A 24,620-nucleotide genomic window follows, 5' to 3' on the forward strand; every position below is an offset into this window, starting at 1 on the left:
CGGGGCCTTTTTTCATGCCCTGAACAGGGCCGACACGAGGGACCACGATGACCGTCCGCACAGGCCAGCGCATACCCGGCAACCCGACGCACCTGGCGCGCGCCAGGTACTGGATCGAGAAGGCCGAGGCGCTATCGCAGCACCCGAACACCGCCGGTAAGGGAGCCGCCTGCGCGGCCATCGCCTCCGCGCACGCCCAGATCGCACAGGCGGCGCTGCTGGCATCGATCAACACCCACCTGGCCGGGCACCGAAACGCCGCCGAGATCACCGAGGAGTCCGAGTGAGCGACCGTGCACCCGTCGGCGCCTACCCCATCGTCATCAACGTCGCCGACCTGGACCTGAACACCGTCGTCGATCACGAATACGCCGGATACGACGAGGATGGCGAGCCGGTGGAGGACCGACCGCTCACGCTGGCCGACGTCATCGCCGACCGCATCGCCGAGCGCCTGGTGGCCAAGCACTTCAGCCGCTTCGACATGACGAAGATCCGCGACGAGCTGATCCAGGCCAAGTTGGAGCCGGTCGTCCACGCCGCCCTGCACACCCCCCGCGGCGCGGGTATCGGAGCCGAGCGCAGCTTCGCCAAGCAGGTCACCGACGTCATCGGCCGCCAGGTCGAACTGTTCGACAAGCGCGACCACAGCAGCTACCGCCCCGCCTGGGCCAGCCCGCTGCGCCAAGAGGTCGAGAACACCGTGACCGTGCAGATGCAGCAGCACGCCAGCGGCATCCGCACCCTCGTCGACGCCGCGATCCGCACCGACATCGCCGAGCAGTTCGCCACCCGCCTGGCCACGGCCGTTGACGACGCCGCCAGCACCTTCCGCCACGCCGTCCTGGACGCCACCAAGAAGTCCGCCAAGCGCTGACCCGCCCTCTTCGAAGAAAGGTGCCTGCGATGGCCGCCGATCCCCGCCTGGACCGAATAGCCGCAGCCTTCGAGGACGCCCTGTGGCGCGCCGACCCCCGGGTCCGTGGCCACTTCGCCCGCGTCTCTGAGGCATTCGTCACCTACCAGCTCGCCCTGTTCCGCGGCGACCCGGCAGAACTCGGGGCGGTCCTGCTCAACCTGTATAGCGACGCCTCCGTCATGCGCACGGCTATGACCGCCGAGGAGGTGGTCACCGGCCTGACGTTCGTCCTCGGCCACGCCGGCACCGGCCTGTATCTGCGGCGCCTGCCCATAGCCGGCACTGCCCGTCCCTGATCGAACGATGGAAGACCGCATGAATCGCACCACCACCAGCCCGATCGTGGCTCTGCACGCCGACGACACCGCCTGCACCCACCGCCAACGGCCGAGCGGAACACCCGAGGACGGCGAACAGTGCCCGGGAAGGACCCGCTACTCCACGACGTGCACGCTGTGCGGCTGGGACGTCGCCGGCGGCATCCGCGCCTACGTCGAGGAGCAGAAGAAGGTCCACACCTGCCGCGAGCAGGTCAGCGCCTGGCACACAGTGCGGCCAGACCGGATCCCGTTCGACCCCGGCTACTGGGTCTACCACCTCGAACACCCCGCCGAATGCTTCGGTGACCGGCACTGCCTGATGCGCCGGCTGGCCTCCGGGGCGCACCGCCAGCACGACCAGCTGCCCACCATCACCGGGACGTTCACACTGCGCGTGCGCCGCACCTTCGCCAACGGCCAGATCACCGACACCATCGAGCACCGCGGACCAGCCGCCTCGGTCACCAGCACCCTGCTGCACGTCATGGCAGGCATCGGGAACCAGGGCCCGCTGCTAGTCGCCAACGACGGCGGCCTGTGGTTGCTGTGCGCCGCCGCCGGATGCCCGGACCGGGTGCTGGCGATCTTCGACGATGTGGCCGCCACGGTTGCGGACATCGCCGAGGAGACCGCGCTGCACTTCCGCGTGACCGCCCACGCCGTGCCGACCGATCAACCCACTGACTTGCCCGCCACCGCTTAGGACTGCGCGATGACCAACTTGCCTGATCACATACCCGCCGCGAGCACCGACTCGCCCTTCGACGCGATACGCCGCCACCATGATGACGGCACCGAATACTGGTCAGCCCGCGAGCTGATGCCGCTGCTGGGATACCAGCGCTGGGAACGATTCGCCGAAGCCATCGAACGCGCCATCGCCGCGATCAGCAACTCCGGCGTCGATGCAGGCCAGCACGCTTCCCGGCGCCGCGAAGTCGCGACAAACTGGACACCTGGTCGCGCTGCGCGCATCGACTACACCCTGACCCGATACGCCTGCTACCTCATCGCGATGAACGGCGACCCGCGCAAACCGGAGGTCGCCGCCGCACAGACCTACTTCGCGGTCCGCACCCACGAGGCCGAGACCACCCAGCCCCGCCGCGAACTCACGCGGCTGGAGCTGATCGACCTGGCACGGGAGGCCGAGCTCGATCGGATCGCCGCCGCCCAGCGCGCAGCCCTGGCCGAGGCCGCCGTCGCCGAACTGGCGCCGAAAGCCGAAGCCCACGACGCGTACCTGGCCGCCGGCAACGGCGAGCGCCTTATCCGGGAAGTGGCGCACCTGTTGGGCCACAAGGAGCACTGGCTGCGAGGCTTCCTCATCGCCGAGCACCTCATCTACGTCCGGCACGCGCCGTGCGGGGTGACCCAGTACGACGCGTACGCCGCCGTCGCCCACCACTTCAAGGCGGCCGAGACCGTCATCACCCACCAGGGGCGGGACTGCTCGCACTTCACACTGTTCGTGCTGCCCTCCGGCATAGAGCTGGTCCGGCGCCGCCTCGCCCGCCAGCTGACCCCGCTTGTTGGCGCCGGGAACCCCTCCGGAACCCGGTGACGACAGGGGAACCGGTGAGCGGAACGAACCCCGGAGCCGACTGCCCGGTCCCGCCGGGCATGGCCGGCACGACGCCCGACCCGCCGTGCCGCGCGGTCGGGCATGCCTGCTACACCGTGGAACTGCCCGCCGGGCTGGTGCTGCTCAACGCCAACGAGCGCCCGCACTGGACCCGGCAGCGCGCCATCACCGGCGCGATACGCGTCGCCGCGGCCGCGCTGGCTCGCGCGGGCAAAGTCCCGCCCCTGTATCAAGCGTGGATCACCGTCGTGCTCTACCCGCACAACCGCAGGCGGCTGGACCCGCACAACTGGGGCCCGTCGGCCAAAGCCGCGATCGACGGCCTGGTGGACGCACACGTGCTGCCCGACGACGACCACCGGCACCTGCTCGCCGTCACCTTCATGCTCGGCCCCACCCGGCCCGCACGGCAGATGGCCCTGCACGTCACCGCCACCGCGCCGACGGCGCCACCCACCCAGTAGACGAACCCAAGGAAAGGCACCGGAATGTCCGGCATAGGCAACAGGACCACCAACATCCAGACGCTCCGGCGCGCGATCGACGCCGCCGAACGCAAAGCCCTTCATCCCCTCGGACTGACCGTCGCCGGGTTCGAGCTTCTCGACATCCTGTCCCGCGACCCGGGAATCACCGTGCCCTGGGCGGCGGCACGGATGAACGTCAGCAAGCAGAGCACCACCACTGTGCTGCTGCGGCTGGCAGAGGCGGGCCTGATAAGCAGGCGCCCGGCGACCCCGCCGGACCGTTCGGCCGCGCTGCGCCTCACCGCCGCCGGCCGCACGACGCTGGAGGCGGCCCGCGCCGCGGTCAGCCGGGTCGACGCCGCGTTCACCGCCGGATACCGCCGCGAGGAGCTGAGGGAACTCGACCGGCTCCTTGGCATCGCCGTATCCGCCTTCCCCAACCAGCGGCTGACCCACGTCCGTGCGGGCTCAGCCATCGCGCAGCCTGCGGCGGCGTGAACGGCGCTGTCCGCTCGCCGCCACGGCACCTAGTGGCCCTGACACGAACGACCTGACCTGAAGCGCGCCTGGCGCGCCCTGACCCCCAAAAGCACCACCCTTACCGGCCCGCATCGCCAGCGGGCGGGGCGGGCCTTTCCCTTCTCCGAAAGGCACCGCCTTGAGCACCACGAAGACGCCGACCGCATCCCGCCGCGACCTGGCCAAGATGGCCGCCGGGATCACGCACGAACTGATCGTCGTCACCCCCGAGATGGCCAGCCGCTGGCTGGAGGGCAACACCCACAACCGCAACAAGCGCGAGCAGCTGGTCAACTCCTACGCCCGCGACCTGGAAGCCGACACCTGGGACTTCAACGGCGAGACGGTCAAGTTCGCCGCCGACGGCACCCTGCTGGACGGACAACACCGGCTGATGGCGATCGTGCGCGCCAAGGAGCCGGCGCTGCTGCTGATCGTGCGCGGCCTGCCGATGAGCGCTCAGAAGACGATCGACGTCGGCGCCAGCCGGAAGTTCGCCGACCAACTCACCATGGACGGCGAGGCCAACGCCCCGATCCTGTCCTCGATCGTGCGCCGCGCCACCTTGTGGGAGGCCGGATACCGCGGCCACTCCGGCAGCTACAAGCCGACCCGCCCCGAGCTGGAGAACACGCTGACCGAGTTCCCGTTCATGCGGGAGTCCACAGCCTACGGCACCACCAACGCCCGCGCCGCCGGCCTGGTCGCCTCCCAGCTCGGGTTCGTCCACTGGCTGCTGACCCGCGTGGACTTCGAGGACGGCACCTGGTTCCTGGACCGGCTGTGCGACGGCGTCGACCTGCGCGCCGGCCACCCCGTCCTGGCCCTCCGCGAGCGGATCCGCCGCGAGCGCGACGACAGCAGCGGCCAGCTCAAGACCGAGATAGCCCTGGCGCTGGTGATCACCGCCTGGAACGCCTACCGGTCCCGCCGCACCCTCCAGAAGGTGCAGCTGCCCAAGGGCGGGTTGAGCGCCGAGACGTTCCCCATCCCGCGGTGAGCCCGAACCCGTCCCCCTGAGCACCGATCAACAGTCCAGCCCGGCCGCCCGCCGGGCTGGCCGGGCCTTTCCCTTGTAAGGAAGCGCCCTGTCATGAGCAACAAGTTCGGCCTCATATCCCTCAACGAGCTGCTGACGGAGCTGGGCGAGCCCGGCAAGCCGCTGGCGCGCAGCACGTTCTTCCGCTGGAAGGCGAACGGCGACGCCCCCAAGGTCCACATCAAGTACCCCAACGGCGACCTGCGGTTCCGCATCGCCGAGATCGAGCGGTGGCTGAAGACCCGCGAGCAGAAGTAGCCGCGACAACCGTCTAACCCCTGCCGGATCCACCTCATGGAAGAGACTTTTGGACGACGAAGAGTTCACGTACGACGTGCGCGTATGGGATTCGATCAAGGAGTTCGTCAGCACGGCGAAGACCGAGTTGGCCAAGCCTGAAGCGAAACGCAAGCGCACCTACTCGCCCCGCTGGACGGTCGCCGGCCGGGAGTGCGGTAAGAACTACCCCTCCTACAACCAGGCCAAGCGTCGCCGCGATCAGCTCGCCGAGGCCGTCAGCCGGGCAGAGGCGTTCCACATCAAGACCGGCCTGCCGATGTCGGAGTATCGGAAGATCGCCGAGAAGGAGGCCGCGGAGAAGGCGGCGCGAGAGGCCGCCGAGAAGGCCGCGACCTGCCTTCAGCGCTTCATCACGTTCTTCGACACCAAGTGGCCCGCGCTGGCCGACAAGGCCCGCGCCAACCTGGCCGACTCGCTATCGACCGTGGCCGCTGCCCTGGTCACCGACGAAGACGGCAGGCCCGAGCGGGCCGTGCTCAACCACACCCTGATCAAGTACGTGTTCAACAAGCACACTCGCTCCCAGGCACTGCCGACGCAAGAGCACGTGGACGCCTTGGCGTGGATCCAGGCCCGTTCGCTGCCGGATACGGCACTGGCCGAGGACAGCACGATCCGCGCGGCGCTGGAGGCGATCAGACTCCAGCCGACCACGGGCGAGCCAGCGGCACTGGTGTCGGTCAAACGCAAGCGGGCCGGCTTCAACCAGGCGCTGGAGTACATGGTCGAAAACGGGGTGCTGGCGGTGAACCCGCTGAACAACCCCAAGTGGCGCGACTACGGCAAGGGGGGCAAGCGCCTGGCCATCGTCGACCGGGCCGTGGTCGCCAACCCCCGGCAGGTCGAGGCGCTGATCGCCAAGGTCGGGCTGCACGGCAGCCACCGCGACACCCGCGAGTTCTCCCCCCGGCTCCAGGCGTTCTTCGCGCTGCTCTACTACTGCATGATGCGGCCCTCAGAGGCGTTGGACGTCACCGAGGACGCCTTCGACCTGCCGCCGGAACCGGCCGAGGGCGAGCCGGAGACGCAGTGGGGGACGGTTCGGCTGAAGACCTCCAACCCGCAGGCCGAGCAGGCGTGGACCTCCGACGGAGGCAAGGCTAAGAGCAAGAGCCTCAAGCAGCGCACGCCCGAGGAGTACCGCGACATCCCGATCCCGCCGCGCGGCGTGTACTGGGTGCGCCGACACATCAAGGAGTTCAAGATCGCCGAGGGTGCGCAGATGTTCGTCGGCCCCAACGGCGGCATGGTCGGCAAGACCGTCTACGCCAGGGTCTGGCGAAGCGCCAGGCAGGCAGCCCTGACCGTCAAGCAACACAAGTCGCCGCTGGCCCAGCGGCCCTACGACCTGCGGCACGGTGGGATCTCCCTCCAGCTGAACGCCGGAGCCCCGCCCACACTGGTGGCCGAATGGGCCGGCCACAGCCTGGAGGTGATGTACAAGGTGTACGCCAAGTGCATCGACGGACAGGAAGACCTGGCCCGCAGGCTCATCGCCGAGGCGCTGGAGCGCTATGCGAGCCCGGAGGAGTCCGCCGAACGGGATGACGAACCCGGCGGAGCAGACCCGCAACATGGGGAAGACGAGGGCGGAACGGAACGTGACCCCGGCAGTAGCTGATCGTTACGGGTTGTGAGCTGCGGAAACGGTGCGGGGAGGGCTCGAAATCTCCCCGCTATTTCCCCGCAGATTGCCGTAGTCAGGGGGAGCCGATGGGATCCAGTGGGACCGGGCCTGTCGTCTCCCCCTCCCGGGCGAAGCCGCCGGGGTGTTAACTAGGGGAGGGAATCACGGCTGGTAGAACCAGAAATGCCTGGCCCAGAGGCTACAGATTCGAGCCTTTCAGGGTGCCCCCGGACAGATTCGAACTGTCGACCCCCCGCTTAGGAGGCGGGTGCTCTATCCCCTGAGCTACGAGGGCGCGCGTAGCGCTGACAGCTTACCCGCTGCGACGCCCGGGGTGACGCGTGATATCCGTGTGGTGCGGGGTGGGCCCGTCGTGGCAGGCTGGCGGGGACAGCACGTCCGTCACATCGCACATCATCAGGAGGCCGGAATGGACACCACGGCGGCGGGATCGCAGTCGGAGCCCGGCGAGCCGGGGGGTGGGCCGGAGGCGGCTTCGGACGCTGAGGAGCAGAAGCGGAAGTTCCTTGAGGCGCTGGAGGCCAAGAAGGGGAACTCGGCGCGGGGGGCCGGGGGCGGGCCCGGCGATTCGAAGATCCACTCCGCACATGGCCGGGCCGGTGCCAAGCGGCAGTTCCGCCGCAAGAGTGGTGGGTGACCCGCGCCACAGACCGGCGTATAAATTAGAGCGCACAAGCGGCTGGGGGACGTTTCCGAGGGACTGCGGGAACGTCCCTCGCTGCTGTCCGGAACCGGTCGGTCACTCCCCGCCGAGGGCGCTGCCCCCGGAGCCGAGCCGCCGCCGGAACCGCGACACCAGCTCCTTCTCCCCCGCCATCCGGCCGATCACCCGGGCCAGCTCGCCGCCGAGGTTCACCCCCGCGCCGATGCCGAGGCCCAGGGACACCGCGGTCTCCAGCGACGCGACGCCGCGTCCGCTGTCGCCACTGGTGATCTGGAGCATCGCGAAGTACACCGCGGAGCCGGGGAGCAGGGGGCCGATGGCGGGGATCACGTAGGGCAGCGCCGACGTGCGGTACTGGCGCGCGATCAGGTGGCCGATCACGCCGACGGTCATCGCCGTGGCGGTGGTGGCGATCACCGGGGACAACCCCCACTGGACACCGTAGGTGGCGCCGGCCCAGCTGTACGCGGCGCCGCCGGCGGCGAACGGCAGTATCCGGCGCGGGGTGTGGACCGCCACCGCGAAGGACACGCCGAGCGCCGCGGCCACCAGCGCGTACTCCGGCTCGGCGCGGACCGGCGCGAGCTGTTCGTCGACGATGAAGCTGGCGCCGACCTGCCGTCCGATCATCAGCACCAGGGTGATGCCGCTGACCAGGGCCGCGACCAGGAACACCACTTCCAGCAGCCGGGCCGAGGCGGTGATGTAGAAGCCTGTCAGCCCGTCCTGGATGGCCGCGACCAGGGCCCGGCCGGGCAGGACCGTGAACACGCCGCCGACGACCACGGCCGAGCTGTTGATGTGCACGCCGGCGCGGTCCAGGACGATCGCCGCGATCGCGGCGGGCATGGCGGCGACCGCCAGCAGGTAGAAGGCCGGCAGGCCGAGGCGGTCGAGCAGGCGGTAGAGGAAGTCGCCGACGATCGCGCAGACGAACGCCACCAGGGAGGCCCGGTAGCCGCCGCCGACCAGGATGGCGGCGCTGGCCGCGATGGCGCCGAGGCTGGCGACGATCACCCAGTGCGAGTAGGGGTACTTGTTGCGCCGGATCGTGGCCAGGCGGCCGTACGCCTCCTCCAGCGTGACGCCGCCCAGGCTGATGTCGACGGCGAGGCGGTGCAGGTCGGCCAGCCCGGTGTAGTCGACGGTGCGGTGCCGCACCACGCGCTCCAGCGAGATCGGCGTGTCGGTGAGGCTCGGCTGGTAGGACAGCGTGATCACGGTGAAGGTGACGTTGGTCTCGCAGCGCGCCAGGCCGTACGCCTCGGTCATGCCGACCAGCGCCACCTCGACGTCCTCGCTGCCCTCGCCGCTGGCCAGCAGCAGCTCGCCGATCCGCAGCGCGAGGTCGATGACCCGGGCCGCCGAGGACGGCTCGACGGCCCGGTCCTCGGGACCGCCGATCCCGGGCACGCCGCTGCGGACCCGCGTCCGGTGCTCGTCGGATTGCACCCTAGGAAGATATCGAATCGACGTGTGTTGATCCCATCACGCACGGTCATGGCTTGATCAGGGGCGATGCGCTGACCAGTGGAGTTTGGGAACCCCCGGACGATCAGTGAATGATTGTCGGATGATTCGCCCGTGGATGTCCCGTTTCCCCGCCCGCAAAAAGACCCTCGCCATCGTCGCCGCCGTCAGCGCGGTCGGCATGGTCGGGGTCGCGGCCGTGGCGGGCGCGGGCGGCGGGTCGGGCGGATCGGGCGGGAAGCCCAGAGCCGCGGCGGGCTCCCGGCCTTCGTCGGAGCCGTCTGCGCCGTCTGTGGAGTCGACGGGGTCGGTGGGATCGCCGGGGTCGCCGGAGTCGACGGGATCGCCGTCCAGCGGGGCCACGGACGGCTCGGCAGGCTCGCAGGGCTCCTCCGGCCGCGCCGGGGCCACTACGAGCCCTGGGGCGGCGTCGTCCGGCGGCTCGTCGGGGTCGTCGGGGTCGGCCGGCTCGCCGGGTTCCGCATCGAGCGGCGGCAGCACCGGTACCGCGACCCCGCCCAGCAGCGGCTCCTCCAGCTCCTCCCCCTCCTCCGCCGGCCAGACCGCGACCATCCCCACCAAGCCCGGCTACCAGCCCCCGGCCACACCCCGCATGAACGCCGACGTCGACTGCTCGACCGCCAAGTGCATAGCGCTGACCTTCGACGACGGCCCGGGCCCGGACACCGGCCGACTGCTGGACATCCTCCAGAGCGAGAACGTCCCGGCCACCTTCTTCGTCCTGGGCGACCAGGCCGAGAAGTACCCGGCGACCGTCCGCCGCGAATACGCCGAAGGCCACGAGGTCGGCAACCACACCTGGGACCACAAGGATCTGTCAACGCTGTCCGCCCCCGCGGTCCAGGAAGAGATCAAGCGCGGCGCCGACGCGATAGCCGCGACCGGCATCCCGCGCCCGACCCTGGTCCGCCCCCCGTACGGCGCGGTGAACGACACCGTCCGCACCTATGCCGGGTACCCGTTCGTGATGTGGCGCGTCGACCCGCTGGACTGGAAGTACCCGAACGCCGCCCGCGTCACCGACCAGATCGTGAGCCACGCGGCCCCGGGCCGGATCGTGCTGTCGCACGACATCCACAAGACCACGATCGACGCGATGCCGTCGGTGATCCAGCAGTTGAAGCAGCAGGGGTACACGTTCGTGACGGTCAGCACTCTGATGAAGGGTGTGGGCTTGCAGAACGGGCAGTCGTACTTCACGCGACCGGCGGGGATGACGGGGATGGGAGTGGTTCCGGAGCAGTCGCGGTCGCAGTCGCAGGGGCAGTCGCAGAGCCCGGAGGGGTCACAGAGTTCGCCGAGCACTATCCCGTCGACCAGCGGAACTCCGACCGGTAGCACGCCTCCGACCGGTAGCGCTCCGACTGATCGCCCTAGGCACTGACACACGCTGGGCCCCGCCGTCACAGGTCGGCGGGGCCCAGCAGGGTCTTTCTGTTCGGTCTCGGCTGCCGTCAGGTCGGCGGCCCAAACCGCGTCGTGCCTAGAACTTGCCGATGGTGGCGACCTTGACCAGCGTCGCGATCGCGTTGGCGACGGCCGGGGTGACGGCCTTCTCGCCACCGAAGATGTCGACCTCCGGGGTGGTGGTGTAGATCAAGCCCAGCTTCTTCGCGGTCGCGTCCGACAGCGCGGTCGGGTCGCTCAGCAGCAGCGGACCACCGATGCTGGCCATGTAGGCCCCGCCGGTCAGCGCGTCCGGGAACTGCAAGCCGGTGGCGACACCCACGGTGACGTTGTGCGGGAACTTGTCGGCCAGCATGGCGGCGGTCTCGTACCGGTCGTTCCCGAAGGAAGCGGAGTACAGGTCGGCCGAGCCCGGGATGGTCTTGATCGCGGCGACGGCCGGGCCGCCGACCACTCCCACGTTCTTGGCGCCGACGTGCAGCTTGCTCGTGACGTAGGCCTTGGTGGCCGGGTCCATGGTCGAGCCGTTGCTCAGCACCACGGCGCCGCCGAAGACGTTGGCCGCGTACGGGCCGGCCGCCAGCGCGTCGGCGAAGCCGTTGTGGTTGGTGCCCTCGTCGCCGCGCGCCAGGATGAGGCGCGACGGGTCGCCCATGCCGTCCTTGGCGATCTTCAGAGCCGTTTCGTACCGGTCGGCGCCCGCCAGCCGCTTGACGGTGTAGCCCTTGGCAGTCAGCTCGTTCTCGATGCCGGTGCTGATCGCCTTCTCGCCGCCCAGGATGTAGACGGTGCTGCTCGCGGCCGGCACCGTGGCGCTGGTCGGCGGCAGGACCCGCTGGATCTCCTTGAGCACGTCGGGGTTGGTCGTCGCGGCACCGCCGTCGGTCAGCAGCAGCGGGCCGCCGACCTTCTTCGCCAGCGGCCCGCCGGCCAGCGCGTCCGGGAACGCGACACCGGTGGCCAGCACGACCGCCTTGGCCTGCTGACGATGCGCCGTGTCGGTGGCGGCCTTGCCGTTGTCGGCCCAGGCGCGCTGGGCGATGACCAGGCCGGTCGTGTAGCGGTCGCCAGTCGCGTAGTGGTCGCTACCGGAGGCGCGGTTGACCACGATCTTGCCGTTGGCCCCGACGGTGATCGCGAACGTCTGGGCGTCGGTCTTCGAGTTGGCGTTGCCCAGGCCGTCGTTCAGCTGCACCGACAGGGTGTAGTTGCCGGCGGCGTAGGTGTGCGACAGCTTGGCGTCGGTGGTCAGGATCTTCGACGGGTCACCGGTGAGCACCGAGTCCGAAGCGGTGTCGCCCCACTTGATGGTGGTGGTGGCGCCGGCTGCCGACTTGTCGACGGAGGAACCCGTCAGGTTCACCACGACCGGGCTGCCCGGGGCGGGGGTCTTGGTGGAGACCGCGGCGACCAGCGTCGGGGCGGCGAAGACGGTCACGTCCTTGGTCGCGGTCTTGGCGGCACCGCCGGAACCGTCATCGACCTTGACCGTGACGTGGTAGGTGCCGGGCGCCTTGAACGTGTGCGCCACCGAGTTCGAAGCCGGCTTGCCGGCATCACCCGAGTTGGGATGCACATCGATCGCCTGCGGATCGACGTGGTCCTCGTTCCAGTCAATGGTGACGTGAACGTTGGTGTAGTCGGTGATCGCCTCGGCGATCTGGGTGCCCGCGATGTCGGCAGTCACGGTCAGGCCATCGGCACCAGTGACCTTGACCGAGTTCAGGGCCGCCGCCGTGTCGAGCGCGGGGTTGACCTGCGTATGCCCGACACCCGCCGGCGTCGCGGCGTTCGCGACGCCAGTGCCTATGACGCCGACACCCACCGCGGCGAGGGTGGTCGTGACGGCCAGCGTCGACAGACGCTTACGGGCCAGAGAGGGGTTGGTGTGGTTTCCCATGAGCGGGGGGACCTCCGGATGTGGCCGGGTGCCTGGGACTGGCTCCTCCGGCGAACTTGCTTCCATGTTCTGTTGTGAGATCCCTCAGTCGCCCGATCGGTAGGCTGCTGAGGGAGGCTGGAACCGAGCTTTCCAGCCACCCTCACCCGGGTTCGGACATCTGCGCATCCTGCGATGTACGTAGAAAACATGGGCCTTCATACGTAGCGCTGATGGTTGCCCTGCCGCAGGTAAAGAGTTCTCTACAGCTTTGGAACAATCGCCGTGGGCCGGTGACTTTTCCCGCCTTACTCGGCCCACTTTCCGGTACTGAGCGCTGAGCGCAACCGTGCCGCGTACGGTGCCACATCGAGGCCCTGTTCCGCCAGCCATGAGTCCGACTTGTACGTGTTGCGATATCGTTCGCCGCCGTCGCACAGCAGGGTGACGATCGAGCCGCGGGCCCCGGCTGCGCGCAGCTCGCACATCAGCTTCACCACGCCCCAGAAGTTGGTTCCGGTGGAGCCGCCGGCGTCGCGGCCGGTGAGCTCGGAGACCGCGCGCATCGCGGCGATCGAGGCGGCGTCGGGGACCTGGATCATCCGGTCCACCACGTCGGGCTGGAAGGAGGGCTCCACCCGGGGCCGTCCGATGCCCTCGATGCGGGAGCCCCGGCCGGTGGCGTAGCCGGGGTCCCGGCGCCGCCAGCCCTCGAAGAACGCCGAGTTCTCGGGGTCCACCACGCACAGCTGGGTACCGTGGCGCTGGTAGCGCAGATACCGGCCGATGGTCGCGGAGGTGCCGCCGGTCCCGGCGCCCACCACGACCCAGCACGGGCAGGAGAACCGCTCCTGGGCCATCTGCCCGAAGATCGACTCCGCGATGTTGTTGTTGCCGCGCCAATCGGTTGCCCGCTCGGCATATGTGAACTGGTCCATATAGTGCCCGCCGCCGGTCTCCACCGGCGCGTTCGCGGCCACCTTCCGCGCTTCCTCGTACAGCGCTCCCGGATCATCTACGAAATGGCATACGCCACCCTGGAATTCGATGAGCTCGCACTTCTCCTTGGACGTCGACCGCGGCATCACCGCCACGAACGGCAGGCCCAGCATCTTCGCGAAGTACGCCTCCGACACCGCGGTGGAGCCGCTCGACGCCTCCACGATGGTCGTCCCCTGCCGGATCCAGCCGTTGCAGAGCCCGTAGAGGAACAGCGACCGCGCCAGCCGGTGCTTCAGCGAGCCGGTGGGATGCGTGGACTCGTCCTTCAGGTACACGTCGATCCCCCACTCGGCCCACGGTGCCGGGAGCGGCACCGGGATCAGGTGGGTGTCGGCGGACCGGTTCGCGTCCGCCGAGACGCGGCGGATCGCCTCGTCCACCCAGGCGCGGCCGGACTGACAGACAGGGTCGGAGACGTCCATGGCTTGATGCATGTGCTCACTCTAGGACGCCGGGGAAGGACATACCGCCTGCTCCTGCATAACTTCGGATAGAGGCGGTGTATAGGACTTGCCTATGGCTCGAACCAGCGGCTCGGCAACGGCGACGGGGCCCACGTCCGGAAGTCCTCATAGTGCCGCTCGCGGAACCGCAGCTCCGCCGCCCGCCATCCGATGAAGACCGGCGGCCCCGGCAGGGTCAGGAAGGGCGACAGGTCCAGCCGACCGGCCAAAACCCAGGCAGTCGCTGCCCCAGCCCCACACCTTCAGCCCTGTGCCCGGCCACCGTGGCGCGCGCCGGTCGACCTGGTACTCCACGCCCTGCGGTTTCGGCGACACGATGCTGAGCTGATGCCAGTCACGGCATCCGTCCAGGTAGTCGTGCTCGGAGCCAGGCTTGTGGAGCGCCGCGCAGAACGTGCCGCCGGCGCCGTAGGTCTCCAGGAAGTCGCGGTAGTCGGTCGGGTAGCGCCACCCTGTCCGTTCCGCCTGGTCGTCCCAGTCGAAGCGGTCGCCGCCGTACTCATAGGAACTTGATTAAGGACCTACCGCCGCGTGACAAGGCGGAGCCGCGGCAGCCCTGATCTGCCACGGCCCCGCCGCTCGTGGGGGTCCGCGGCGCGCTACCCGCGCTCCTCGGCCCCGTCGACCCCGCCAGCCCCGTCGACGCCGCCCTTCCGCGCCGCCGCCAGCTCCGCCGCGTAGACGGCGGCCGGGGATCTGGCGAGGTAGTCCAGCGCGCTCTGGGTGGAGCCGTGGTGGGACGGGTGGTAGCCGGGCTTGAGGTACTTCGGGACCTCCAGTACCAGGCTCGACATCGATGGCAGGCGTCCGCGCTTGTACGCCGCGCGGAAGCGGGCCAGGAACTCGCGCTCGGTCATGCGCTGTTCGCGGTGTCCGGTGCGGATCGCGTTCGGGTCGGCGGCGACCATGAACTTCGCGCCGCGGCCCCAGATCCAGGCGAACGCGGTCGCGGTCAGCAGCATTGCGCGGACGCGGCGGGCGTAGGAGCCGTCGAGGTGCATGAACAGGTCGTAGGCGACCGAGCGGTGCTCGACCTCCTCGGCGCCGTGCCAGCGGAGCAGGTCGAGCATCACCGGGTCCGCGCCGGCCTCGTCGAGGCCCCGGGAGTCCACGATCCACTTGCCCAGTACGGCGGTGAAGTGCTCGATCGCCGCGATGATGGCCAGGCGTTCGCGGAGCCACTTCTTGCGGGCGAAGGGCGGCATGGTGCTGTCGCCGAGCAGCTGCTCGAAAAGCCACTCCACCTGCTCGACGAACGGGTCGGGGTCCAGGCCCTGCACCTTCATGTGGTGCAGCACGTTCTGGTGCGCGACCGCGTGCGTGCCCTCCTGGCCCATGAAGCCTTTGACCTCGGCCTTGAGCTGCTCGTCGTGGATGTGGGGCAGCACCTGCTTGTAGACGTGCACGAACCAGCGCTCGCCGGCCGGCAGCAGCAGGTGCAGCACGTTGATGATGTGCGTCGCGTACGGGTCCTCGGGAACCCAGTGCAGCGGCGTGTTCTCCCAGTCGAACTTCACGCGCCGCGGCTTCAGGTCCGGGTGCCGGTCCAGGTCCGGGACCGCCGATGTGTCAGCCATGAGTCAGTTCCTCAGCCGGTCGGGTCGATCTTGGCCATCCGCCGCGCCAGCGCCGGGGACAGCCGGGAAATGGCCTTGCTCGCCTTGGCCTCCAGCGCCACCGGCACCACCGGCCTGTCGCGCCGCACGGCGTCGACGATGCGCTCGGCCACCTTGTCCGGCCCGAAGTTGCGCCGCCGGTACAGGCCGGTGACGCGCTGTCGGGTCCGCTCCTGCTGCTCCGCGCTCTGCCCGACGAACTTCGTGGTGCGGGTGATGTTCGTGGCGATGAAGCCGGGGCAGATCGCGGAGACGCCGATGCCGTAGCGGGCGAACTCCGCGCGCAGGCATTCGGAGAGCATGAGCACGGCGGCCTTGGAGGTCGAGTACGCGGACAGCGCGCGCGACGGCGTATAGGCGGCGGCCGAGGCGAGATTCACTATGTGGCCGCCCTCCCCTCGTTCCCGCATCATCTCTCCGAAGCACCGCGCGCCGTGGATGACGCCCCATACGTTGACGCCGAGGATCCGTTCCCAGTCCTTCACTTCGGTGGCGAGGAACGGGCCGGACATCCCGATGCCGGCGTTGTTGACGACGACGTCGGGTACTCCGGCAGTGGCCTTCACGTCCGCGGCGAACCGCTCCATGGCGTCAGCACTGGCGACGTCGACCGTGTACAGGTAGGCGCGCGCGCCGAGCAGTTCCACCAGTTCCACAGTCCGGGCGGCGGCGACGGCATCGATGTCGGCGACGACGATGTCGGCGCCCTTCTCCGCGAACGCCAGCGCGGTGGCGCGCCCGATTCCGGAGCCGGCGCCGGTGATGACGACCAGCTTGTCCTCGAACTCGCGGCGGTCCTTGGTGCCTTGTCTGGCTTCGGCTCGGAGCAGCGAGCGCACCGGTTCGGGCCCTCCGGGGGTGGCGATGTCGGACAGGACGAACTCCTTGATGCGTTCGGCGATCAGCGCGGGCTTCTTCACGACGATCCAGTGGCCGCCGCTGACCTTCCGCACATAGAGACGCTCGGTCCACGGCGCCGGTGCTTGCGCGGCGAGCGCCGGTGTGACGAAGCGGTCGCCGGTGGGGGTGAGGACTTGGACCGGTACAGAGGTGGGTCGTTCCTCGGGGTGCCTCATCTTGGGCAGCATGTTCGCGCGGTAATAGAGAACTCCGCGGGAGCCGTCCTTAGAGAGCGTGGCAGAGGTCTCTATAGACGTTCCCTCTATAGCTTTGATGATCCGCGGCCATTGCTTGGCCAGTCCGAGGCGCCAGACGACGCGCGGGCCGACCGGCAGGTGGAACATGACGATGTACCAGGAGGCGAGCGCCTGCTTCAGCGAGCGCGCGGCGGCCTTGGGAGTGGGCCTGCGCAGTCCGGAGCGCGTCCACATAGCGGCGTGGTCCAGGCAGGGCCCAGAGATGGACGTATAGGAGAGGAATCGCTGTGCGGAATCCGCGCGCGTGACCGCTTCCCAGGCCTGGATCGATCCCCAGTCGTGGCCGACGAGGTGGATCGGCTGATCGGGGGCGACGATGTCCGCGACGGCGTAGAGGTCGTCGGCGAGGCGGTCCAAGGTGTATCCGTGCTTCAACAGCGGGCCCTTGGAAGCCCCGATACCGCGGGTGTCGTAGGTGACGACGTGGAACTCGTCGGCCAGCTCGGACACGACGCCGTCCCACACCGCCTGGGTGTCGGGATAGCCGTGGACGAGCAGCACGGTCGGTTTCGAGGGGTCCCCGTAGGTGCGGACGGAGAGCTTGCCGCCCTCCACCGTCACCGCCAGGGTGCGGACGTCCTGGGTCATGCGTATGCGCCTTCCAGTTGCCACCGCCGCACGTGCGGCAGATCGTCGTCGAGCCAGTAGGCGTCGTCCCCGGTGACGACGAGCAGCTCCTCGAACTTCACGCCGACGCCGCGGAATCCGATGTGCGGCTCGACCGCCCACAGCCCCGGTGTGGGCGCGTGGCGGGAGGCGCGGCCGCCGGCCCACAGCGGGGAGCGGCCCTTGATCCCCTCAGTGACGATCTCGCGGCCCAGGGTCTCCAGCGTGCGCAGGCCGAAGCCGAAGGCGTAGCGGCCCATGTTGCGTCGCTGGCTCATGTGGCCGACCTGGTGGCCGATGACCCGGCCCGGATAGACCTTGTGGCGGGATTCGTAGCCCTGGCGCGCGATGAGGGCGTCGACCGCGGCGTAGACCTCGGCGAGGGTGTCGCCGGCCTTGATCCGCTGCGGGATCAGGGTGCGGTACTCGGCGAGGTCGCGCATGAGCGCGTCGAAGATGCGGTTCGTACCGGGGCCGCCGAGGACGCCGGCGTAGCCGATGTCGGAGACATAGCCATCGACGACCGGGGAGCAGTCCAGGACGTAGGGCATGCCCTCCTGGAGGCGCTTCGCGCTGGGGAAGAAGTGCAGCGGCGTCCACGGGCCCTTCAGCGAGCGGAAGGCGGTGCGCTCGCCGAACCAGGCGAAAGGGATGTGGAAGAAGTCCTCGACGCCGTTGTCGCGGAGGAACGCGCGCATGCGGCGGGCGGCCTCGCGTTCGGTGACGCCCGGTTCCAGTCCCGCGCCGACGGTCTCGGCGCAGCGGTAGGCGAGCGCCTGCGCCGCACGGTGGCGTTCCAGGGCCTCGGGGGCGGGCGGCGTGGGGCCGGTTTTATTGGACACGATGTCTAATGTAGGTCCGGGGCCCCGTCCGGACAAGACCCGTTTCCGACCCGTTCCCGAGCTGTTGCCGATGGTTGGAGGCCCCTGAGGGGGAAGAACGGCGCACAGACGGGAAGGTGACGGGAATCGCCGTGGGCGGCTTCGCGATTCGTTCCCCCCACCGGACATGGCAGCATGGCGATGTGCAGTCCGAGTCCCGCAGCTCCCGCCCCGTCCGGTCCCCCTCACGCACCGCGCCGCGCCGCCGGCTCTCGGTGGACCGCCGCCGCGACGAGTTGATCGAGGCCGCGTTGGACCTGCTGTCCAAACGCGGCCCGGAAGAAGTGTCGGTGGACGACGTGGCGCAGGCCGCCGGGGCGTCCCGGGCGCTGGTGTACCACTACTTCGGGACCAAGCAGGAGCTCTACGCCGCCGCGCTGTCCAAGGCCGCGGCCGAGCTCACGCGCCGGCTGGCGCAGGTGGAGCCCGGCGACACGCCGTTGCAGCGCCTGGACCGCGCGGTGCGGGCGTTCGTGGAGTTCGCCGAGGCGCACTCGGCCGGGTTCGTGGCGCTGCTCGGCGGCTCGGCGGCCTACGGCTCCGGGGGCGAGTCCGCGGAGCTGGTGCACTCGGTCGAGGACACCGTCTACGAGCTGCTGGTCGAGGGCCTCGACGAGCCGAAGCCGGTGGACCCGCTGGTCCGGATGACGCTGAAGTGCTGGGTCGCGGCCGCCGAGACCGGGGTGCTGGACTGGCTGAAGCACCGCGACATGGCGCGCGAGGAGATCCAACAGCAGCTGATCGTGCAGCTGGGCGCGCTGCTGATGGCGATCGGGCACGAGATCCCGGTGTGAGGCTCCGCCGGGACACCCTGCCGTGGCAACCCGCCGTGACAACCTGCCATGACAACCCGGTGGACTCCCGCTTGAGTCCGGCACGGGCCCGCACCCCGGGCGGCGATTTCCGCCGTCCGGAAAACAGCTTCCAACCCTGCGACGCCGGCTCCGGTCTTATCTGATGTGAGGACACTCAAGAGCCCGCCGGCCCGGGGCGGTCCGGCCGAAGCCCGTGAACAGTTCCGCGAGTACGCCGTGGGGGCCCAGCCGCACCTGCGACGCAGCGCGTACCTGTTGTGCGGGGACTGGCACACCGCCGAGGACCTGGTGCAGACGACCTTCGGTCGGCTGTTCCGGTCCTGGCCGAGGGTGCTGCGCGCCGACTCGGTCGACGCGTACGCCCGGACGGTGTTGTTCCGCGCCTATCTGGACCTCAAGAAGAAGGACCGGCGGACGGTGGCGTTGGAGGACGCCCCCGAGCCCGCCGCCCGCCGGGACGACGCCGAGCTCCGGCTCGCGGTGCGCAGCGCACTCGACACGCTGCCGCCGCGGGCGCGGGCCGTCGTCGTGCTCCGGTTCTGGGAGGACCTGACCGTCGAGCAGACCGCCGACGCGCTCGGCGTGTCGACCGGGACGGTCAAGAGCCAGACCGCGCGGGCCATCGCGATCCTGCGTCAGCGCCTCGGCGCCGCCGTCGGCGAGCTCATCCACGACTAGGAGGGAGAACTTCTGTGAACGACATGCGCAAGCTGTTGTCCAGCGCCTTCCCGCCGCCGGAGGACGAGCCGCAGCCGCGGGACGTCGTCGGTCCGGCGATGGAATGGGGCGACCGGCGGCGGCGCCGGGACTGGACGCTGACCGCGGCGGCCGCCGTGATGGTGCTCGCGATCGGCGCCGGGGCCGCCGCCCTGGGCACGGGGTCGGGCAGCACCTCGGCGACCGGCAGCGATCCGCTCGCGCCCCGGACCCCGCGCTCGTTCCCGCTCGACGGGCCGGGGACCGCGGGGACCGAGCTGTGCAACATCCAGAACCCGCCGACGTCCGGCGGCGCGAGCGACTACTGCACAGCGTTCAACGAGGCGCAGAACTTCGACACGGCCTTCGCACAGGGCTCGGCGCCGTACATCCAGGCGGCGCTGCCGCCGGGGTTCACGGTCCAAGGCACCGGCAACCACGCGCTGATCCTCACCGGGCCCGGGGGGACGAACTACCTGTTCCCGTCGGTCACCTTCGCCAGCACGCTCGACGGGCAGGCACCCGCGTGCCGCACGCCGCCGGAGGGCTGCGTGCAGACCAGCACGGCGGGCGGGAGCGTCGTCGTGCAGGGCGGGCCGTCGGGCGGGCAGAGCGCCGGCTACGTCAAGGACCAGCTGAAGGACCCCCGGATCACGATCACGATCGGGATCAAGGGGAGCGGCACCCTGGGCGGCATCCAACCACCGACGGCGGGGCAGCTGCTGACCAACGAGCAGCTGCTGCGGATCACGGGGAACGCGGCGTTCGTGCAGTACGCGACGACGCAGTGGGCCCACTACCTCGACCTTGAGAACCGGCTCCGCGTGATGACGCCGCCGAGCGCGACCGGTTCCACGGCGCACCCGCCGTACGGCACGGTGCCGACCTCGATCTCGGCGGGCGACACGGTGAACTGGCCGACGCGGTCGAGCGACTGGCAGTCGAGCGGGCCGGGCTCGAGCGATTCGCAGTCGAGCGGGTCGCAGCCAAGCGGGCCGGGTTCGAGCGCGTCGGGTTCGAGCGGGCCAGGGTCGAGCGGGTCGCAGTCGAGCCTGAGCACGGCCGGGAGCGGCAACTGACCCGAGCCGCCTCGATCCGAATGGTGCGCCCCGGAACCCGCGAGGGTTCCGGGGCGCACCGCAGCTCAGCCTCAGGCCGCGGCCCGGCGCTAGGAGAAGATGACCGTCCGCTTCCCGTTGAGCAGCACCCGGTGCTCCGCGTGCCACTTCACGGCGCGCGCCAGCACCTGGCACTCCACGTCGCGGCCGACCGCCACCAGCTGCTCCGGGGTCACGGCGTGGCCGACGCGGGCCACCTCCTGCTCGATGATCGGGCCCTCGTCGAGGTCCGCGGTCACGTAGTGCGCGGTGGCGCCGATCAGCTTCACGCCGCGGGTGTGGGCCTGGTGGTAGGGCTTGGCGCCCTTGAAGCTCGGCAGGAAGGAGTGGTGGATGTTGATCATCCGGCCCTCCAGGGCCTTGCAGACGTCGTCGGTGAGCACCTGCATGTAGCGGGCCAGCACCACCAGCTCCACGCCGCGGGACTCGACCAGCTTCAGCAGCGCGGTCTCGGCCTTCGCCTTGGCCTCGGCGTCGCCGGCGGCGACCGGCAGGTGCACGAAGTCCACGCCGTAGGAGCGGGTCAGGTCCTCGAAGTCGCGGTGGTTGGACACCACGGCCGCGACGTCGATCGGGAGCGCGCCGGTGGAGGCGCGGAACAGCAGGTCGTTCAGGCAGTGGCCGAACTTGCTGACCATCAGCACGACCGGCATCCGCTCCTCGGCGTCGTGGAAGCGCCAGGCCATCCGGAACGTCGCGCCCACGGCTTCGAAGCTGCTGGTCAGCTGCTCCAGCGTGACCTCGTCGTGGACCCGGCTGAAGCTGACGCGCATGAAGAACAGACCGGTGTCCGGGTCGCCGTACTGCTGGCTGTCCAGGATGGTGCAACCGGTCATGAGGAGGTAGTTGGCGACGCCGTGGACGACGCCGGGCGTGTCCGGGCACGACAGGGTGAGGACCCACTGCTGCTTCTTCTGCTCAGCCATGCCCGCCATTGTGGCTGATCGCGGGGCTTGGTCCCAGTAGCGTCCGGCTATCGGCCCCATGGAGCGGAGGCGCCGGCCCGGTCCGGCGGCCCGGCGCCGGCCCCGCTAACCGTCGATGACGTGCGGCACGAACCGCGCGTAGGTGTCGGTGATCAGCCCGTCGGACTCGCGGATGCCCAGCCCGGCCGGCTCCCCGGCGACCAGCCACGAGCCCAGGACCGCGCGTCCGCCGCCGTCCGGGCCGGGGAACGAGGGCAGGGGCGCGAACGCCTGGTAGACGTAGCCCTCCTCGCCGTAGTCCCCGGGCTGCTCGAACCGCTCGCCGCCGGTGACGATCTTGATCGAGGCGCCCTCGCGGCCCAGCAGCGGCTTGGCGACGTAGTCCTTCAGGTCGCGCGGGCCGTCGAGGTAGGCCGGGAGCAGGTTCGGGTGGTCCGGGTAGAGCTCCCACAGCACCGCGAGCAGCGCCTTGTTCGACAGCAGCATCTTCCAGACCGGCTCGATCCACTGGGTGCGGTCCAGGGTCCGCAGCGCCGCCGGGCCGAAGTCCTCGACCGCCAGCCACTCCCACGGGTAGAGCTTGAAGACGGTCCGGATCCGGGTCCGGTCCAGGTCCACGAACCACTGCGCGGCCTCGTCCCAGCCCACCTGCTCGATCGGCAGCTGGACCGGCGTCAGCCCGGCCTGCTCGGCGGTCTCGGCGACGTAGGCGGAGGTCATGAAGTCCTCGCCGGTCTCGTCGGACTCGGCGTAGACGAAGTGCACCGGGCCGTGGGACAGCCGGACCCGCATCCGCTGCCAGGCGTCGACCAGCCGCTCGTGCACCGAGTTCCACTGGTCCAGCTCCGGCCGGGTGTTCTGGAGCCAGTACCACTGGCAGATCGCCGACTCCAGGAGCATGGTCGGGGTGTCGGCGTTGTACTCCAGCAGCTTGGCGCCGCGGCCGTCCTCGCCGTCGTAGCGGAGGTCGAAGCGGGAGTACAGGGTCGGCGGCTGCGCGGCCCAGGACTCGCGGACGGCCCGCACCACGGCCGGGTCGGTGATGCCGAGGTCGGCGAACCGGTCGCGCGCGACGATGTGCTCGGCCGCGGCCAGGCACATGGCGTGCAGTTCCTCGGTGGTCTCCTCAAGCGCGTCGACCTCGGCCATGGTCAGCGCGTAGTGCGCGGACTCGTACCAGTAGGGGACGGAGGTGCCGTCCTCCTTCTCGGTGACCGGGAAGACCAGGCCCTGCGATTCGACAGCCTGCTGCCAGCCGTCACGGGGACGGCTCTGGACCCTGCGCATCAGCCGCCGTGCCCGCCGTCGCCGCCGTGGCCGCCGAAGCCGCCGCGGGCCACACCGTGCTCGCCGACCTCGCCGCCGCCGGCCTTGGAGCCCATCGTGAACCCGCTGCCGCCGCGGTACCAGTGCGCGTAGCCGTAGCTGGAGGAAAGGTCGGTGCAGTACGAGTCCGCGATCACCGTGTTGTCCCGCGTGTCCACGCACCGTTCGTGGTCGTCGTGGCTGCAGGCCGTGACGCCCCAGCCGATCACGGCGGCGGACAGCATGCCGCCGACGAGAAGTTTGGTCCGTTGCCTCATCAACTGGTCGCGCATCGCGCGCCCTCCCCGCAGTCTGTTTCGCCCCCGAAACTGCCAATCCGCCCGAGCCGCCTGACCTGCCGTCTCCGGCAGCAAGCAGTTGAAGCGTACTCCTAGCGTACGCCGTGGGTCATCGGCCGAAACAATGCCGAATCGGACTGGAAACTTGGGTCGGTCATGGTGGTGTCACCGAGTTGGAGCACCACGTAATCGGAGAACCGCCACCGAATCGGAGAACAGCGACACCGAGCGAAAGGATCCTCGATGACCAGGAAGATCGTCGTCGTCGGCTGGGGGCTCGCCGCCCAGCGGCTCGTCACCGGCCTGCTTGCTGGTGACCAGGACCTTGCCGTCACCGTCTACGCCGCCGACGGCCCGGACGCCTACGACCGAGACGCCCTCCCGGACGCCCTGGCCGCCGGCACGGCGCCGGCTCCGCTGGCGGTGCCCGACGACGCGCGGCTGCGGCTCCGGGTCGGGGTCCGGGCCACGGCGGTGGACCGGATGCACCGGGTGGTGCACGGTACTGATCATCAGGTGCAGCCGTACGACGCGTTGGTCCTGGCGACGGGGACCAACCCGGTGCTGCCGCCGATCCGGGGGCTGCGGGCCGGCGGCGGTGGCGGCGGGGCCGCCGCCGAGGACCTGCTCCCCGGGGTGCTTCCGGCCCACAGTGCCGCCGACTTCCGCGCGCTCGCCACGGCGGCCCGGGACGCTTCGCGGGCGGTGGTGATCGGCGGCAGCGCGACGGGACTGCGCGTGGCCGCGGCGCTGCACGCGCTGCGCAGCGCCGATCCGGACCGTCCGCCGCTGCCGGTCGAGCTGATCGACCAGATGCCGGCGACGCCCGAGATCACGCCCGCCGACGCCTACTTCGAGCTGCGCCAGGCCGGAGTGGTCGCTTATCAGGACTGCCGGGTGCGCAGCGTGGAGGAGGGGCCCGACGGCTCGCTCGCCGCGCTCACGCTGGCGGACGGGTACCGCCTGACGGCGGATCTGGCGGTCGTCACCTGCGGGACCGCGCCCAACGTCGCGCTGGCATGGACCGCCGGCTTGGCGGTGGCGCGCGGGATCGTGGTCGACGACACGCTGAGGTCGGTCTCGGACCCGGCCGTCTACGCGCTCGGCGCCTGCGCGGAGCATCGGCGGGTGCTGTCCGCGGCGCGGGACGTGGTGGAGGCGCAGGCCGAGGTGCTGGCCGAGCGGCTGTCAGGGCGGGACCGGACGCGGACCTATCGGGGGGTGGGGGCCGCGACCGGCGCCCAGGCCCGGGCTCGGGCGATGGCGCATGCGGGAGACGTGGTCGCTGAGGCGGAGCGGGTGCTGAAGGCCGCGGTGGCGTAGCGGGCGGGCTGTGCGGCTCAGGGCTTGGACGGCGCTCGGTTTGGCCGCCGCACAGGTTGGGTGCCGCATGGTTCGAGTGGCACAGAGTTCGAGCACCGCAAAGTTTGGGCGCCGCACAGGTTGGGTGCGGCGCGAAGTGGCCGGCTGCTCGGCCTGGGACCGTCGGGCAGCCCG

25 protein-coding genes and 1 tRNA gene are annotated in these 24,620 nt (G+C 70.2%); 16 read left to right on the forward strand and 10 right to left on the reverse strand.

Annotated elements, in window-relative coordinates; genetic code table 11:
* Positions 1–47 precede the first annotated feature (47 nt).
* From ABD481_RS07085 to ABD481_RS07130, 10 genes are all read left to right on the forward strand, one after another.
* Positions 48–287 carry a hypothetical protein gene (locus tag ABD481_RS07085; RefSeq protein WP_344664727.1) on the forward strand — a complete coding sequence of 80 codons (240 nt, stop codon included), beginning with the start codon at positions 48–50 and terminating at the stop codon, positions 285–287.
* Complete coding sequence (locus ABD481_RS07090) at positions 284–877, forward strand: hypothetical protein (RefSeq protein ID WP_344664728.1); 594 nt, start codon at positions 284–286, stop codon at positions 875–877. Before ABD481_RS07085 ends, ABD481_RS07090 begins: the two co-directional genes overlap by 4 nt.
* A gap of 29 nt (positions 878–906) precedes the next feature.
* A complete protein-coding gene (locus ABD481_RS07095; protein ID WP_344664729.1) occupies positions 907–1,215 on the forward strand; it encodes a hypothetical protein in 309 nt (102 codons plus the stop codon).
* Between the two features lie 19 nt (positions 1,216–1,234).
* The gene (locus ABD481_RS07100; RefSeq protein WP_344664730.1) at positions 1,235–1,942 is read left to right on the forward strand and encodes a hypothetical protein; all 708 of its coding nucleotides are present in this window, start codon (positions 1,235–1,237) and stop codon (positions 1,940–1,942) included.
* 9 nt (positions 1,943–1,951) lie between these two features.
* Entirely contained in the window at positions 1,952–2,803 is an 852-nt protein-coding gene (locus tag ABD481_RS07105; RefSeq protein ID WP_344664731.1) for a phage antirepressor KilAC domain-containing protein, read from the forward strand.
* A gap of 14 nt (positions 2,804–2,817) precedes the next feature.
* Positions 2,818–3,288, forward strand: coding sequence for a hypothetical protein (locus ABD481_RS07110; RefSeq protein WP_344664732.1), 471 nt, complete (start codon positions 2,818–2,820; stop codon positions 3,286–3,288).
* A gap of 24 nt (positions 3,289–3,312) precedes the next feature.
* Positions 3,313–3,789, forward strand: coding sequence for a MarR family winged helix-turn-helix transcriptional regulator (locus ABD481_RS07115; RefSeq protein WP_344664733.1), 477 nt, complete (start codon positions 3,313–3,315; stop codon positions 3,787–3,789).
* 160 nt (positions 3,790–3,949) lie between these two features.
* Complete coding sequence (locus ABD481_RS07120) at positions 3,950–4,810, forward strand: hypothetical protein (RefSeq protein ID WP_344664734.1); 861 nt, start codon at positions 3,950–3,952, stop codon at positions 4,808–4,810.
* Positions 4,811–4,903: 93 nt separating this feature from the next.
* Positions 4,904–5,107: a helix-turn-helix transcriptional regulator gene (locus tag ABD481_RS07125; RefSeq protein WP_344664735.1), complete on the forward strand. Its 204-nt coding sequence runs from the start codon at positions 4,904–4,906 to the stop codon at positions 5,105–5,107.
* A 49-nt stretch (positions 5,108–5,156) separates the two neighbouring features.
* Complete coding sequence (locus tag ABD481_RS07130; protein WP_344664736.1) at positions 5,157–6,770, forward strand: tyrosine-type recombinase/integrase; 1,614 nt, start codon at positions 5,157–5,159, stop codon at positions 6,768–6,770.
* Positions 6,771–6,998: 228 nt separating this feature from the next.
* On the opposite strand, the gene ABD481_RS07135 is transcribed toward ABD481_RS07130, so the two are convergent.
* Positions 6,999–7,071 (reverse strand) — tRNA-Arg (locus ABD481_RS07135).
* 135 nt (positions 7,072–7,206) lie between these two features.
* Between ABD481_RS07135 and ABD481_RS07140 the strand changes: the two genes are divergently transcribed.
* Complete coding sequence (locus tag ABD481_RS07140; protein WP_344664737.1) at positions 7,207–7,434, forward strand: DUF5302 domain-containing protein; 228 nt, start codon at positions 7,207–7,209, stop codon at positions 7,432–7,434.
* A gap of 102 nt (positions 7,435–7,536) precedes the next feature.
* On the opposite strand, the gene ABD481_RS07145 is transcribed toward ABD481_RS07140, so the two are convergent.
* Positions 7,537–8,913 (reverse strand): threonine/serine exporter family protein, encoded by a 1,377-nt coding sequence (locus ABD481_RS07145; RefSeq protein ID WP_344664738.1) that lies wholly within the window; start codon positions 8,911–8,913, stop codon positions 7,537–7,539.
* 136 nt (positions 8,914–9,049) lie between these two features.
* Here ABD481_RS07145 and ABD481_RS07150 point away from each other — a divergent pair, with 136 nt between their 5' ends.
* Complete coding sequence (locus tag ABD481_RS07150; protein WP_344664739.1) at positions 9,050–10,336, forward strand: polysaccharide deacetylase family protein; 1,287 nt, start codon at positions 9,050–9,052, stop codon at positions 10,334–10,336.
* A gap of 99 nt (positions 10,337–10,435) precedes the next feature.
* Here the strand turns inward: ABD481_RS07150 and ABD481_RS07155 are convergent, their stop codons facing one another.
* The 5 genes from ABD481_RS07155 to ABD481_RS07175 all read right to left on the reverse strand — a co-directional run bounded on the left by ABD481_RS07155 (position 10,436) and on the right by ABD481_RS07175 (position 17,925).
* A complete protein-coding gene (locus ABD481_RS07155; protein WP_344664740.1) occupies positions 10,436–12,259 on the reverse strand; it encodes a cell wall-binding repeat-containing protein in 1,824 nt (607 codons plus the stop codon).
* Positions 12,260–12,546: 287 nt separating this feature from the next.
* Positions 12,547–13,674: an L-cysteine desulfhydrase Cds1 gene (gene cds1 / locus ABD481_RS07160; protein WP_344664741.1), complete on the reverse strand. Its 1,128-nt coding sequence runs from the start codon at positions 13,672–13,674 to the stop codon at positions 12,547–12,549.
* Positions 13,675–14,303: 629 nt separating this feature from the next.
* On the reverse strand, positions 14,304–15,281 hold the full coding sequence (locus ABD481_RS07165) for a metal-dependent hydrolase (protein ID WP_344664742.1): 978 nt from the start codon (positions 15,279–15,281) through the stop codon (positions 14,304–14,306).
* Between the two features lie 11 nt (positions 15,282–15,292).
* Positions 15,293–17,065, reverse strand: a complete 1,773-nt coding sequence (locus ABD481_RS07170; RefSeq protein WP_344664743.1) for an SDR family oxidoreductase — start codon at positions 17,063–17,065, stop codon at positions 15,293–15,295.
* Entirely contained in the window at positions 17,062–17,925 is an 864-nt protein-coding gene (locus ABD481_RS07175) for a M24 family metallopeptidase (protein ID WP_344664744.1), read from the reverse strand. The genes ABD481_RS07170 and ABD481_RS07175 overlap by 4 nt, the downstream gene beginning before the upstream one ends.
* A gap of 182 nt (positions 17,926–18,107) precedes the next feature.
* On the opposite strand from ABD481_RS07175, the gene ABD481_RS07180 reads away from it, so the two are divergent.
* The 3 genes from ABD481_RS07180 (at position 18,108) to ABD481_RS07190 (ending at position 20,554) form a co-directional block, all read left to right on the forward strand.
* On the forward strand, positions 18,108–18,758 hold the full coding sequence (locus ABD481_RS07180; RefSeq protein ID WP_344664745.1) for a TetR/AcrR family transcriptional regulator: 651 nt from the start codon (positions 18,108–18,110) through the stop codon (positions 18,756–18,758).
* A gap of 165 nt (positions 18,759–18,923) precedes the next feature.
* Positions 18,924–19,457 (forward strand): SigE family RNA polymerase sigma factor, encoded by a 534-nt coding sequence (locus ABD481_RS07185; RefSeq protein WP_344664746.1) that lies wholly within the window; start codon positions 18,924–18,926, stop codon positions 19,455–19,457.
* A 14-nt stretch (positions 19,458–19,471) separates the two neighbouring features.
* Entirely contained in the window at positions 19,472–20,554 is a 1,083-nt protein-coding gene (locus ABD481_RS07190; protein ID WP_344664747.1) for a hypothetical protein, read from the forward strand.
* Between the two features lie 89 nt (positions 20,555–20,643).
* Here the strand turns inward: ABD481_RS07190 and purU are convergent, their stop codons facing one another.
* The 3 genes from purU to ABD481_RS07205 form a co-directional block, all read right to left on the reverse strand.
* Positions 20,644–21,528, reverse strand: a complete 885-nt coding sequence (purU, locus tag ABD481_RS07195) for a formyltetrahydrofolate deformylase (protein WP_344664748.1) — start codon at positions 21,526–21,528, stop codon at positions 20,644–20,646.
* 96 nt (positions 21,529–21,624) lie between these two features.
* Entirely contained in the window at positions 21,625–22,806 is a 1,182-nt protein-coding gene (locus ABD481_RS07200) for a glutathionylspermidine synthase family protein (protein WP_344664749.1), read from the reverse strand.
* A complete protein-coding gene (locus ABD481_RS07205) occupies positions 22,806–23,117 on the reverse strand; it encodes a hypothetical protein (RefSeq protein WP_344664750.1) in 312 nt (103 codons plus the stop codon). The genes ABD481_RS07200 and ABD481_RS07205 overlap by 1 nt, the downstream gene beginning before the upstream one ends.
* Before the next feature lie 249 nt (positions 23,118–23,366).
* On the opposite strand from ABD481_RS07205, the gene ABD481_RS07210 reads away from it, so the two are divergent.
* Positions 23,367–24,446, forward strand: a complete 1,080-nt coding sequence (locus ABD481_RS07210; RefSeq protein WP_344664751.1) for an FAD-dependent oxidoreductase — start codon at positions 23,367–23,369, stop codon at positions 24,444–24,446.
* The last annotated feature ends 174 nt before the right edge of the window (positions 24,447–24,620 follow it).

This window comes from Catenulispora yoronensis (assembly GCF_039531695.1).
GTDB lineage: Bacteria > Actinomycetota > Actinomycetes > Streptomycetales > Catenulisporaceae > Catenulispora > Catenulispora yoronensis.